Origin of the sequence: Variovorax multivorans (assembly GCF_051216835.1) — a bacterium.
Taxonomy (GTDB): Bacteria; Pseudomonadota; Gammaproteobacteria; order Burkholderiales; family Burkholderiaceae_C; genus Variovorax.
The window spans coordinates 16246-28763 of record NZ_JBPJZL010000004.1 but is presented as its reverse complement, the minus strand read 5'-3'; the positions used below and the strand labels follow the sequence as shown (position 1 = coordinate 28763).

Below are 12518 nucleotides of genomic sequence, written 5' to 3'. Positions count from 1 at the left end.
CCCTGTGCGGAGGAATGAGGCGAAACTAGGCGCCACGTATCAGTCTTTCCTCCGGAGCCTACCTTGTCATCCAAAGTCTCCCGCATTGCCCTGTCGGCCTCGGCTGCCGCCATTGGCAGCATCGCGGCGTACTGGACCCTGCTTGCCACGCGCCAGGGGCACATCCTTTTCAACGCCCGCAAACTGCCCGTCGTCCATCTGTCGGACGACTTCTCCACGTATTCGCACACCGTGCCGGGCGGCATGGTCCGCGGGTATGTCTATCACCCCCAGGGCGAAGACTCGCTGCGGGACCTGTTCGTCTACTTCGCCGGCCGCGGCGAAGACGTGCGCGCCACCGCGCAGATGCTCCACTGGCTGCCCGAAGGCTTCGGTTTTGCCGCGCTCAACTACCGCGGGGTGGCCGACTCGCAGGGGCGCCCTTCCGAGATCGCATCCGTCGAGGACGCGAGCCAGTTCGCCAACCATCTGCGCCGCGCCTTTCCGCATGCACGCCTGCACGTGGTCGGCCGCAGCCTGGGGACGGGCGTGGCGATCCAGCTCGTGGCGCGGCAGGACTTCGAGAGCCTGCAACTCGTCACCCCTTACGACTCGATGCTGGAAGTGGCAAAGAAGCGCTTCCCGCTCGTGCCGCTGTCGCTGCTGCTGCGGCACCAGTTCAACTCGCTGGAGCACTGCAAGGAGGTCGCGGCCAAGACCCAGGTGCTGCTGGCCGAGCACGACGACGTCGTGCTGCCCGAGCGCTCGCAGAAGCTCATTGCCGCATGGCCCACGCCGGTCAGCGTGCAGACGGTTCCCGCGTCGAACCATCACAGCATCATGGGTCTGGAAGAGACCTGGCTCTATCTCGTCGACTTTGCGTTGACGGCGGTCATTCCCGAGCCGAAGGCGGTGTAGCCCGCTGGCTGGCCGATGCCATGGACTCCCTGATCGCCGCCTCCGCCCGCGCCCTGGCCGCTGGCGATGCGCTAGGTGCCCTCAAGCGGGTCGCCCTGCGCGACGATCCGCCTGCGCTGGCCTTGCGCGGCATCGCCATGGCCCAGCTCGGCGAACACACGCGTGCCCGCGAGCTGCTGCGACGCGCCGCACGCGACTTCGGCGCGCATGAAGTGCTGTCGCGCGCTCGCTGCATCGTGGCCGAGGCCGAGGTGGCGCTGGCCATGCGCGACCTCGGCGGCTCGCCGCGCACGCTGACGGCGGCAGCGGCCACGCTGGAGGCGCACGACGATCATGCCAACGCGCTGCAGGCGCGGCTGATCGCCGCGCGCCGGCTCCTGCTGCTGGGGCGCCTCGCCGACGCCGCGGCCGCACTGGAGCGCCTCGATGCGCGCGGCCTGCCGCCGTCGTTGGCGGCAGTGGCCGAGCTGAGCGCGGCCGAACTGGCGCTGCGCTCGCTGCGCATCGGCCCGGCGCAGGCAGCGCTGGCCCGTGCGCACGAAGCGGCCGTCCGAGCGCGCGTGCCGGCACTGCTGGCAGAGGTGGCGGAGGCGCGCGCGGCCTTCGAGCGCCCCGCCGCGCGGCGCATCTTCGCGGGCGGCGAGCAGGCGCTGCGCCTCGATGAAGTCGCAGCGCTCCTGGCCTCCGACGCGCTGGTGGTCGACGCCTGCCGCCGGGGCCTGGGCGCTGGCGACGCGTGGCAGCCGCTGGCACGCCGTCCGATCCTGTTCACGCTCGCGCGCTCGCTGGCCGAGGCGTGGCCCGGCGATGTCGATCGCGAAGCGTTAATCGCATCCGCATTCCGCACCCGCCACCCCGACGAGACGCATCGGGCGCGCCTGCGTGTCGAGATCGGCCGCCTGCGCGCACTCGTCACCACGCTGGCAAGCATCGAGGCCACGCCGCGCGGCTTCGTGCTCAAGCCGCACGGCGAGCGCGCCGTCGCCCTGCTGGCACCGCCCATCGACGGCGATCAGGCCTCGCTGGTGGCGCTGCTTTCCGACGGCGCGGCCTGGTCGACCTCGGCCCTGGCGCTGGCGCTCGGAGCCAGCCAACGCACCGTGCAGCGCGCGCTGGTCGAGCTGGAGGCCGAAGGCCGGGTGCGCTCCATCGGCCAGACGCGCTCGCGCCGCTGGCTGTCGCCGCCGCTGGCGGGATTCACGACGATCTTGTTACTCCCCGCTGCGCTGCCGTTTGAATAGAGTTGTCTCCAGGCGCCGATCCGAGGCGTTTCACCAGGAGCCAACGATGAGCAGCAACAAGACAAGCAAGGGCAGACCCCAGCCCACCGTGCGGGCAGCCGAGATCGTGCGCGAGTACGGCCCCTTCGCCGACGCCACCCAGGTGGCAGGCGTGACCTATGACGGCCAGCGCGTCTGGGCCGCCACCGGCGCCAGGCTCGTGGCCTTCGACCCCGCCAGCGGCGAGACCACGCGCACGCTGGACACCGCCTGCGACGCTGGCACCGCCTTCGACGGCAAATACCTCTACCAGATCGCCGAGTCGCGCATCGACAAGATCGACCCGGCCACGGGCAAGGTGCTGGCGTCGATTCCCTCGCCCGGCCATGGCAACGACTCGGGCCTCACCTGGGCCGAAGGCAGCCTGTGGGTGGGACAGCATCGCGACCGCAAGATCCACCAGATCAACCCCGAGACCGGCGCCGTCGTGCGCACCATCGAGTCGAACCGCTTCGTCACCGGCGTGACCTGGGTCGACGGCGAGCTGTGGCACGGCACCTGGGAGGCTGAAGAAAGCGACATCCGCCGCATCGACCCGCAAAGCGGCGCCGTGATCGAGCGGCTCGAAATGCCGCACGGCATTGGCGTCAGCGGGCTCGAGTCCGACGGGGCCGATCTTTTCTATGCCGGCGGCGGCAAGAGCGGAAAGGTCCGCGCCGTGCGCCGTCCCCGCAACTCAACGGAGCATTGACATGACCGAAATCAATCACGCAGCAAACCACCCCGTCGTGTCCAGCGACCAATGGCTCGCCGAGCGCAAGGCACTGTTGGCGCGCGAGAAGGAGCTGATGCACCTGCACGACCAGATTGCCCGCGAGCGCCGTGCGCTGCCATGGGAACGTGTCGAGAAGAACTACATCTTCGACACGCCCGCGGGCAACCGCACGCTCGCCGAGCTGTTCGAGGGCCGCCGCCAGCTGATGGTGCAGCACTTCATGCTCGGCCCGGGATGGGAGCAAGGCTGCCAGAGCTGCTCTTTCATGGCCGACCACACCGACGGCATGAACGTGCACCTGGCGCATCGAGACATCACGATGGTGGCCGTCTCGCGCGCACCGTTGGCCGAAATTGCGCGCTTTCGCGAGCGCATGGGCTGGCAGTTCAAGTGGGTGTCGGCGAACGGCAGCGACTTCAACCACGACTTCCACGTCAGCTTCACACCCGAGGAGCAGGCCACCGGCAAGGTCTACTACAACTACGCCGTGCAGCCCTTTCCCCAGGAAGAGGCGCCAGGTGTCAGCGTGTTCTACAAGGACGACGCGGGCGACATCTTCCACACCTACTCGACCTTCGGTCGCGGCGTGGAAGTGATGATGGGCGCCTACTACATGATGGACCTCACGCCGAAGGGCCGCGACGAGCGCGAGGTGCCCTACAAGATGGAATGGGTGCGCCATCACGATCGCTACGAGCCGCAGGCAAAGACGGCGGGCGATTCGTGCTGCTCGGCACACGGCTGAAGCGCGAAGCATCATGACGAGCCTCTGGCCCTGGCTGGCGGTCGCGGGGGTCGGCGCCCTTCATGGGCTGAACCCCGCCACCGGCTGGGCCTTCGCAGCCGCCTGGGGCGTGCGCTCGCGCGACCGGTCGCAGGCGCTGCGGACCCTGGTGCCGATCGCGGTCGGGCATGCTGCATCGGTCGCACTGGTTGCCGCTGCTGTGGCGCTGGGACTGTCGATGGATCGGGTGGCGCTGCAGGTTGTGGCAGGTGGGCTGCTTGTGGCCGTCGTGGCGTACCACCTGTGGGGTCGCAGTTCAGGGCGGACCGCCGGGCACGCCGGGCTGGCGCTCTGGTCCTTCATGATGTCCACCGCGCACGGCGCGGGGCTGATGCTGGTGCCGGCGCTGATCCCGCTGTGCATGGGCGATGCGCCGGCAGCCCGCGAGATCACCGCATCGGGCTCGCTGATGCTGGCGCTCGCGGCCGTCGGCGTTCACACTGCGGCGATGCTCGGCGTTACCGGCGTGATCGCCACCGGCGTGTGCCGCGGCTTCGACTTCAGGCGGAAGTCGCCTGCGGCGCCGCACTGAAGGCGATGCCCGGCCGCATCACTTCCGCCCTTTCGGCACACGGAAATCGGGCGACCCGGCCACCACCTTGCCGATCTCTTCCATCAAGGCCCGCGCGCCCGGTGAAGGAAACGCGCCCAGTCGCTGCGTCAAACCGATCTCGCGCCGTGTTTCCTCGAGCGGAAAGTCCAGCACCACCAGGCTGCCATCGCGAATCTCGTAGCGCAGCTGGTGCGCCGAGATCGCGGTCAGCATGTCGCTTTCCAGCAGCAGGCCGCGCAGCACGGCAAGGTCGCCCGTCTCGACCGCAGGCAGCGGCGGCGCCTGCCGCGCATCAGAAAAGAAACGCTCCAGCAGCTCGCGCGATGGCGAGCCGTGCCGGGAGAGCGTCCAGCTCGCCTCGCGCAGCATCCTGAAGTCGATGCGTTTCGCCCGTGCGAGCGGATGGCCGGCGCGCGCAATCACCGAGATGCGGTCTTCGAACAGCGGCTCCTGCTGCAGGTCCTTCACTTCGCCCGCGCTGCGCAGCGCGCCGAGGATGAAGTCGATGTCGCCGCTGCGCAGCGACGCGGCCAGCGCGTCGTACGGGCTCTCGACCGTGGTGACATGCAGGCCCGGGTGTCGTGCGAGCAGCGAGGCAATCGCCAGCGGCAGGATCTGCGTGCGTCCGAGCGGCAGCGCACCGACGTTCACGCTGCCCTGCAAGGTGCCTTCGCTGGCCGCGATGTCGGGGCCGATGTGCCGCAGCTCCGACAGCACGCGCTTGAAGTAGAAAGCCACGATCTCGCCCGCCGGAGTTGCCGTGAGCCCGCGCGCATTCCGGTTGAAGAGCGTGACGCCGAGCCCACTTTCCAGGTCTTTCAGTGCGCTGCTGATGGCCGGCTGCGTGATGCCGAACTCGCGCGCGACGGCAGGCATGTTGCGCTTCTCGGCGAGGCTCGCGATCACGGCGAGGCGCCGGCCGTTCAGGATCGAGGTGAAGAGCGAATGCACGTCGGCCGTGCTGTCGATTCCGCCGCGCGCCACCAGCTGCGTGCGCGCCTCCTCGAACTCGCGCTCGATGCGCAGGGCACGCGCCAGCACCAGTTCGCCGTATGCATTGAGCGCCACGCCGCGCGAGCGCCGGTCGAACAGCGGCCTGCCGAGCGCAGCCTCCAGATCGAGGATCGAGCGCGTCACCGCCGACGCCACGCGGAACAGCGCCTCGGCGGCCGCGGCAATGCTCCCGGCCGACGCCACGGCCGAGAACGCGCGCAGGTGGCGCAGGTTGATGCCGAGCGCCACGCTGTCGGCATGCTCGATAACTTTGTGATGCTCGGTTTTTTTGTTCACTGGCGGGTACGTCCCTCTTGATCATGCATTTTCACGCTTAAGGGTAAACCCTTTATCGATAAAAAAGAATGATGGCAGCGCAACGCTAACTCACCCCACGCAAAGCAACCGCCGCGCAGACTTCTCTTCATGCTTGAAGCACACCCTGCACACCTTCCGGAGCGTTGCGAATGATCATCGACTGTCACGGCCACTACACGACCGCACCCAAGGCCCTCGAGGCATGGCGCAACCGGCAGATTGCCGGCATCCAGGATCCGTCGGCCAAGCCCAAAGTCTCGGAGCTGAAGATCAGCGACGACGAGCTGCGCGAGTCCATCGAGGGCAACCAGCTGCGGCTGATGAAGGAACGCGGCAGCGACCTGACCATCTTCAGCCCGCGCGCGAGCTTCATGGCGCATCACATCGGCGACTTCGAGGTCTCGTCCACCTGGGCCGCCATCTGCAACGAGCTGTGCCATCGCGTAAGCCAGCTCTTTCCCGATCACTTCATCGGCGCGGCCATGCTGCCGCAGTCGCCGGGCGTCGACCCGGCCAGCTGCATTCCCGAGCTGGAACGCTGCGTGAACGAATACGGCTTCGTGGGCATCAACCTCAACCCCGACCCCTCGGGCGGCCACTGGACCAGCCCGCCGCTGTCCGACCGGCACTGGTATCCGCTTTACGAAAAGATGGTGGAGCTGGACATTCCCGCGATGGTGCACGTGAGCACGAGCTGCAACGCCTGCTTTCACACCACCGGCGCGCACTACCTGAACGCCGACACCACGGCCTTCATGCAGTGCCTCACCTCGGACCTGTTCACCGACTTTCCGACGCTGCGCTTCGTCATTCCGCACGGCGGCGGTGCGGTGCCCTACCACTGGGGGCGCTTTCGCGGCCTGGCGCAGGAGATGAAGAAGCCGTTGCTCAAAGACCACCTGCTGAACAACATCTTCTTCGACACCTGCGTGTACCACCAGCCGGGCATCGACCTGCTGACACGCGTGATACCGGTCGACAACGTGCTCTTCGCGAGCGAAATGATCGGCGCGGTGCGCGGCATCGACCCCGAGACCGGCTTCTTCTACGACGACACGCGCCGCTACATCGACGCCACGCCGATGCTCGACGACAAGGCGCGCCAGCAGATCTACGAAGGCAACGCGCGCCGCGTGTATCCGCGGCTGGACCGCGCACTCAAGCAAAAAGGACTCTGAACATGTCGACCACTCCCCTCCTCCAGGAACTCGGCGTCGTGCACCGCAACGTGGTGCGCGCCGATGCGGCCGCCGTCGAGAAGCTGTCGCGCTTCGGCGTCTCCACGGTGCACGAGGCATTGGGCCGCCTGGGCCTGATGGCGCCACGCATCCGCCCCATCCACCCCGAGGCGCGCATGTGCGGCACCGCCGTCACGGTGCTGCTGCAGCCCGGCGACAACTGGATGCTGCACGTGGCAGCCGAGCAGATACAGCCCGGCGACGTGGTCGTGGCCGCCTGCACCGCCGACAGCACCGACGGCTTCTTCGGCGACCTGCTCGCCACCTCGTTCAAGGCGCGCGGCTGCAAGGGCCTGGTGATCGACGGTGGCGTGCGCGACGTGCGCGACCTCATCGCCATGGGCTTCCCCGTGTTCAGCCGCGCCATCCATTCGAAAGGCACGATCAAGTCCACGCTGGGTTCGGTCAACGTGCCGGTGGTGTGCGCCGGCGCGCTGGTGCAGCCGGGCGACGTGGTGGTGGCCGATGTCGACGGCGTGGTGGTCGTGCCCGCACAGCTGGCCGCCCGCGTGGCCGATGCCGCCGAAGCGCGCGAAGCCAACGAAGCCGGCAAGCGCGCGCGCTTCGCGGCCGGCGAACTGGGGCTGGACATGTATGCCATGCGCGAGCCGCTTGCCAAGGCCGGCCTGCGCTACGTGGACTGAGCAAGGGACCGCACCGTGGCTCGCATCATCGGCGCCGTCGCCTGCTCGCACACGCCCACCATCGGCTTCGCCTTCGACAAGAACAAGCAGCAGGACCCGGTCTGGGCGCCCATCTTCGAGGCCTTCGCGCCGGTGCAGCAGTGGCTGGCCGACAAGAAGCCCGACGCGCTCTTCTTCATCTACAACGACCACGTCAGCTCGTTCTTCTTCGACCACTACTCGGCGTTCTCGCTGGGCGTGGGCGAGCGGCATGAAGTAGCCGACGAGGGTGGTGGCGCGCGCGACCTGCCGCCGTTGTCGGGCCACCCAGCACTGGCGCGGCACATCGGCCGCTCGCTGGTGGCCGACGAGTTCGACATGTCCTTCTTCCAGGACCGGGCGCTGGACCACGGCGTGTTCTCGCCGATGTCGCTGCTGTGCCCGCACGAGCCGGCATGGCCGATACCGGTGGTGCCGCTTCAGGTCGGCGTGTTGCAGTCGCCGGTGCCGTCGGCGCGGCGCTGCTACAAGCTTGGCCAGGCGCTGCGGCGCGCGATCGAGAGCTATCCGGACGACGTCAAGGTGGCGATCGTTGCCACCGGCGGGCTCTCGCACCAGGTGCACGGCGAGCGCGCGGGCTTCAACAACACCGCCTGGGACGCGCAGTTTTTCGATCTGATCGAGAACGACCCGGTGCGGCTCACCGAGATGACGCAGGCCGAACTGGCGACGCTCGGCGGCATGGAAGGCGCCGAAGTCATCATGTGGCTGGTGATGCGCGGCGCCCTGTCGTCCAACGTGCGCAAGACGCACCAGAGCTACTACCTGCCCTCGATGACGGGCATTGCCACCGCCATCTACGAGAACCTGGCGAGCCCGCCCGTCGCCGGTGAAGTCGAGCGGCACCGCCGCCACATCGATGAGGAACTGGCGGGCGTGGAAGCGCTGCAGGGCACCTATCCGTTCACGCTCGAGACCAGCGTGCGCGCCTACCGGCTCAACAAGTTCCTGCACGGCATGACGCGCCCGGCGCACCGCGCGGCCTTTCTTGCCGACGAAGAGGCCGCGTTCGACGCCGCCGCGCTGACGGACAAGGAGCGCGACATGGTGCGCCGCCGCGACTGGCGCGGCCTGATCCAGTACGGCGTGATCTTCTTCATGCTGGAAAAGCTGGGCGCGGTGGTGGGCGTGTCGAACCTGCACATCTATGCCGCGATGCGCGGCCAGTCGCTGGAAGAGTGCCAGCAGACCCGCAATGCACCCGGCGCCCTTTATTCAGTGGCCGGCAAGGACGCCGCGCCGCAGGCGTGGGACCGCCGCTGAGCCGCGCCTGATTTTTGATTCTGGAGACAACACAAATGACCCCCCTTTCCCGGCGCCTCGCCCTCGGCGTGGCCGCACTGGTCGCATTCGGCCAGCTCGGCATTGCCAGCGCGGCCGACGCCTTTCCGTCGAAGCCCGTGAAGATCCTCGTGGGCTACAGCGCAGGCGGCGCGGTAGATGCGATTGCGCGCTCGGTCGGCCTGCGCATGTCGGCCATCCTGGGCCAGCCCGTCATCGTCGAGAACAAGCCCGGCGCGGGCACGAACATCGCGGTGAAATCCGTCATCACAAGCGCGCCCGACGGCTACACCCTGCTGCTGGCAGCCAACGCGCTGGCCGTGAATCCGTCGCTGTTCCAGCCCGCACCCTATGACCTGGAGCGTGAGCTGACGCCGGTGGCCTCGGTCGGCCGGGTGCCCGTGGTGTTCACGGTGCGCGAAGAGTCAGCCATCAAGACGCTGCCCCAACTGGTCGCGGCGGCCAAGGCCAAGCCGGGCAGCGTGACCGTCGCCACGCCGGGCAATGGCTCGACACCGCACCTGGCCATGGAACTGTTCCAGCACACCGCCGGCCTGCAACTGCGGCATGTGCCGTACAAGGGCGGCGCGCAGGCGCTCACCGATGTGCTCGGCGGCCATGTGGACGTGGTTGCGGTCAATGCGCTCGAAGCACTGCCGCTCGCCAAGTCCGGCAAGCTGCGCGTGCTGGCGGTGATGAGCGCCGAACGCTCCGCCGTGCTGCCGGGCGTGCCGACCGTCGCCGAGTCGGGCTACCCGGGGTTCGAGGCCAGCGTGTGGTACGGCTTCGTCGGGCCGGCCGGGCTGCCGAAGCCCATCGTCGACAAGTTGCACGACGCCGTGCAGAAAGCCATCGACTCGCCCGAGGTGCGCTCCCAGCTCGCCGCGGCCGGCGGCGTTCCGCTGCCGGGGCCGACCGAGCAGTTCGACAAGCTGCTCAAGGCCGACGTGGCGCGCTACGGCAAGCTGATCCGCGAAGCCGGCATCAAGCCTGATTGATCGCCATGAGCACAACAGGCATCCCCCGTCGCCACGCCTGCCTTGCGGCAGCAGCCGCCGCCCTGCTGCCGGCAAGCCGCGCCGCCATGGCGCAGCAGGCCTATCCGTCCAAGCCGATCCGCATGGTCATACCCTTCCCGCCCGGCGGCTCCACCGACGTGCTCGGGCGGGCCATCGGCATCGAACTGGGCCGCGCGTGGCACCAGCCCGTGGTGGTCGACAACCTCCCCGGCGCCGGTGGTTCCATCGGTGCCGACAAGGTCGCGAAGTCGCCTGCCGACGGCTACACGCTGCTGATGGGGCACATCGGCACGCTGGCCATCAACCCGTCGCTGTACCCCAAGCTCGACTACGACCCTGTGCGCAGCTTCGCGCCCGTGGCCTGGGTGGCGCGCGTGCCGAACGTGCTGGTGGTGCATTCCTCCGTTCCGGCGCGCACGCTGGCCGAACTGGTTGCGCTGGCCAAGGCACGGCCGGGCCAGCTGGCCTTTGGCTCCGGCGGCAACGGCAGTGCGGCGCACATCGCGACCGAATATCTGAAGCTGCAGACGGGCGCCTCGTTGCTGCACGTGCCTTACAGGGGCACGGCCCCGGCCGTCACCGACCTGCTCGCAGGCCAGCTGCAGTTGCTCTTCACCGGCGCGCCTGCGCTGCTGCCGCACATCAAGTCCGGCAAGCTGCGTGCGCTGGCGGTGTCGAGCCCGAAGCGCATCGCACTGCTGCCCGACGTGCCGACGGTGGCGGAAAGCGGCGTACCCGGCACCAAGGACTTCGAGGCCGACCAGTGGTACGGCGTGGTTGCCCCGGCCGGGACTCCCGCGGACATCGTCGCCATGCTCAACCGGCAGATCAACCAATCGCTCAACACGCCGGACGTTCACGCCCGGCTGGCAGCCGAGGGCGCCGAGCCCGCGCCTACGACGCCGCAGGCCTTCGGCCAGCTGATCGCGAGCGAAATGAAACGGTGGGACCGCGTGATCAAGAGCGCTCACATCACCGTCGACTGAGATTGCGCAGGAACACACCGACCATGAAATCGCTCGTCCGCCTTCTGCTCTCCCTTGTCGTCGTAGCGCTACTCGCCGCCTGCGCGCAATCGCCCCAATCGCCTCCCTCCACGAGCGGTGGCAAGACCGAAGTGCTCTGGCTCGGTCAATCGGCATTTCGCATCACCACGCCGGGCGGCAAGGTGATCGTGACTGACCCGTGGCTCAAGCTGAACCCGCTGACACCCGCGGCATACAAGAACCTCGAAGCCCTCGGCAAGGTCGACGTGCTGCTGGTCACGCATGGCCACTTCGACCACTTCGCGGATGCGCCGGCGCTGGCGCTGCTCAACCAGGTGCCGATGTACGCGCCCGGCGACATGAACCAGACGGTGGGCGTGCTCGGCATCCTGCCGCCCAACCTGGTGCCGCGCTTCAACAAGGGCGGCACGATCAACCCCGTGCCGGGCATCAAGGTGACTGCCGTGCACGCCGAGCACTCCTCGGTCATCGTGTGGAAGAACCCTTCCACCGGCAAGGACGAAGTGCACCCCGGCGGCGAGCCCGTGGGCTACATCATCGAGCTGGAGAACGGATTCCGCATCTACCACATGGGCGACACGGGCTTGTTCGCCGACATGAAGTTCATCGCCGACTACTACAAGCCCGACCTCGTGCTGATGCCGATAGGCGGCCACTTCACGATGGACCCGGTGGACGCCGCCTACGCCACGCGCGAATGGCTCAAGCCGCGCGCGGTGATTCCGATGCACTATGGCGCCAACCCGCTCGGCAAGGGCACGCCCGACGAATACATCCGCGCGCTAGGCAACACGAGCACGCGCGTGCTGGCGTTGAAGCCCGGCGAGAAGGCCATCTTCTGACAAGGACACACACGATCATGGGAACGACACTGGGCCTCATCGGCTACGGCGAAGTGGGCGGCATCTTCGGACGCGGGTTGCGCGGGCAAGGCGGCGTGGATGCGGTCTGGGTCTGGGACAAGCGCTTCGCCGATTCCGCGACGGGCGCGGCGGCGCGTGCTGCGGCAGAAGGCGACGGGATGCGCGTGGCAAGCAGCATGCAGGAGCTTTGCAGCCGCGCCGACCTGCTCATCTCGGCCGTCACGGCCTCCAACACGCTGGCGGTGGCTGAAGAAGCCGCGCGCTACGCGCGCACCTGCAGCCGTTTTCTCGACCTCAACTCGGCATCGCCCGGCACCAAGCAGCGCGCCGCGGCGGTGCTGGAGCCCGTGGGCGTCGCCTACGTCGAGGCCGGCGTCATGACCTCGGTACCGCCCTACGGCATCCGCGTGCCGATGCTGCTGGGCGGCGCGCAGGCCGGAGCGCTGGCTGAAACGCTGACCGCCTGGGGCATGGACGTTCGCGTCGTGAGCGATCAGCTCGGCGTGGCCTCGGCGATCAAGATGAGCCGCAGCATCATGATCAAGGGGCTGGAAGCACTGGTCATCGAAAGCTATACCACCGCCAGGCGCTATGGCGTGGAAGCGCATGTGCTGCCGACGCTGAAGGAAACCTTTCCGCAGATCGACTGGGACAAGCAAGGCGCCTACTTCTTCAGCCGCGTCGTGCAGCACGGCAAGCGCCGCGCTGAAGAAATGCGCGAAGCGGCGCAGACCGTGCGCGAGGCCGGCTTCGAGCCCCTGATGACGGCCGCCATCGCGGCCAAGCAGGATTGGGTTGCCGCGCAGGCACGCGACGGCCTGTTCGAGGGGCTGGATGCCGCAAGCGACTGGCAGGCCTACGCGGATCGCCTCATCGGCCGCGCATGA

The 12518-nt window shown here is 68.3% G+C and carries 13 protein-coding genes; 12 read left to right on the top strand and 1 reads right to left on the bottom strand.

Annotated elements, in window-relative coordinates:
- Positions 1 to 63: 63 nt before the first annotated feature.
- Genes ACSFCA_RS10440 through ACSFCA_RS10420 form a run of 5 tightly spaced genes read left to right on the top strand, consistent with a single transcriptional unit; the run spans position 64 to position 4208 of the window.
- Positions 64 to 897, top strand: a complete 834-nt coding sequence (locus ACSFCA_RS10440) for an alpha/beta hydrolase (RefSeq protein WP_435459461.1) — start codon at positions 64 to 66, stop codon at positions 895 to 897.
- Between the two features lie 20 nt (positions 898 to 917).
- Positions 918 to 2138 (top strand): helix-turn-helix domain-containing protein, encoded by a 1221-nt coding sequence (locus ACSFCA_RS10435; protein ID WP_435459460.1) that lies wholly within the window; start codon positions 918 to 920, stop codon positions 2136 to 2138.
- Positions 2139 to 2184: 46 nt separating this feature from the next.
- Positions 2185 to 2868, top strand: coding sequence for a Vgb family protein (locus ACSFCA_RS10430; protein ID WP_435459459.1), 684 nt, complete (start codon positions 2185 to 2187; stop codon positions 2866 to 2868).
- Position 2869: 1 nt separating this feature from the next.
- The gene (locus ACSFCA_RS10425; protein ID WP_435459458.1) at positions 2870 to 3637 is read left to right on the top strand and encodes a DUF899 domain-containing protein; all 768 of its coding nucleotides are present in this window, start codon (positions 2870 to 2872) and stop codon (positions 3635 to 3637) included.
- 13 nt (positions 3638 to 3650) lie between these two features.
- Positions 3651 to 4208, top strand: a complete 558-nt coding sequence (locus ACSFCA_RS10420) for a hypothetical protein (protein WP_435459457.1) — start codon at positions 3651 to 3653, stop codon at positions 4206 to 4208.
- An 18-nt stretch (positions 4209 to 4226) separates the two neighbouring features.
- Here the strand turns inward: ACSFCA_RS10420 and ACSFCA_RS10415 are convergent, their stop codons facing one another.
- The gene (locus ACSFCA_RS10415) at positions 4227 to 5519 is read right to left on the bottom strand and encodes a LysR family transcriptional regulator (RefSeq protein ID WP_435459456.1); all 1293 of its coding nucleotides are present in this window, start codon (positions 5517 to 5519) and stop codon (positions 4227 to 4229) included.
- 170 nt (positions 5520 to 5689) lie between these two features.
- On the opposite strand from ACSFCA_RS10415, the gene ACSFCA_RS10410 reads away from it, so the two are divergent.
- From ACSFCA_RS10410 to ACSFCA_RS10380, 7 genes are read left to right on the top strand one after another with little or no spacing between them, the layout of a single operon-like run.
- Positions 5690 to 6718 carry an amidohydrolase family protein gene (locus ACSFCA_RS10410; RefSeq protein WP_435459455.1) on the top strand — a complete coding sequence of 343 codons (1029 nt, stop codon included), beginning with the start codon at positions 5690 to 5692 and terminating at the stop codon, positions 6716 to 6718.
- 2 nt (positions 6719 to 6720) lie between these two features.
- The gene (gene ligK / locus ACSFCA_RS10405; protein WP_435459454.1) at positions 6721 to 7422 is read left to right on the top strand and encodes a 4-carboxy-4-hydroxy-2-oxoadipate aldolase/oxaloacetate decarboxylase; all 702 of its coding nucleotides are present in this window, start codon (positions 6721 to 6723) and stop codon (positions 7420 to 7422) included.
- 15 nt (positions 7423 to 7437) lie between these two features.
- Positions 7438 to 8724, top strand: coding sequence for a gallate dioxygenase (locus ACSFCA_RS10400; RefSeq protein WP_435459453.1), 1287 nt, complete (start codon positions 7438 to 7440; stop codon positions 8722 to 8724).
- A gap of 35 nt (positions 8725 to 8759) precedes the next feature.
- Positions 8760 to 9740 (top strand): Bug family tripartite tricarboxylate transporter substrate binding protein, encoded by a 981-nt coding sequence (locus tag ACSFCA_RS10395; RefSeq protein ID WP_435459452.1) that lies wholly within the window; start codon positions 8760 to 8762, stop codon positions 9738 to 9740.
- A gap of 5 nt (positions 9741 to 9745) precedes the next feature.
- Positions 9746 to 10747 (top strand): Bug family tripartite tricarboxylate transporter substrate binding protein, encoded by a 1002-nt coding sequence (locus ACSFCA_RS10390; RefSeq protein ID WP_435459451.1) that lies wholly within the window; start codon positions 9746 to 9748, stop codon positions 10745 to 10747.
- Positions 10748 to 10770: 23 nt separating this feature from the next.
- Positions 10771 to 11610, top strand: a complete 840-nt coding sequence (locus tag ACSFCA_RS10385) for a metal-dependent hydrolase (RefSeq protein WP_435459450.1) — start codon at positions 10771 to 10773, stop codon at positions 11608 to 11610.
- Between the two features lie 17 nt (positions 11611 to 11627).
- The gene (locus ACSFCA_RS10380; RefSeq protein WP_435459449.1) at positions 11628 to 12518 is read left to right on the top strand and encodes a DUF1932 domain-containing protein; all 891 of its coding nucleotides are present in this window, start codon (positions 11628 to 11630) and stop codon (positions 12516 to 12518) included.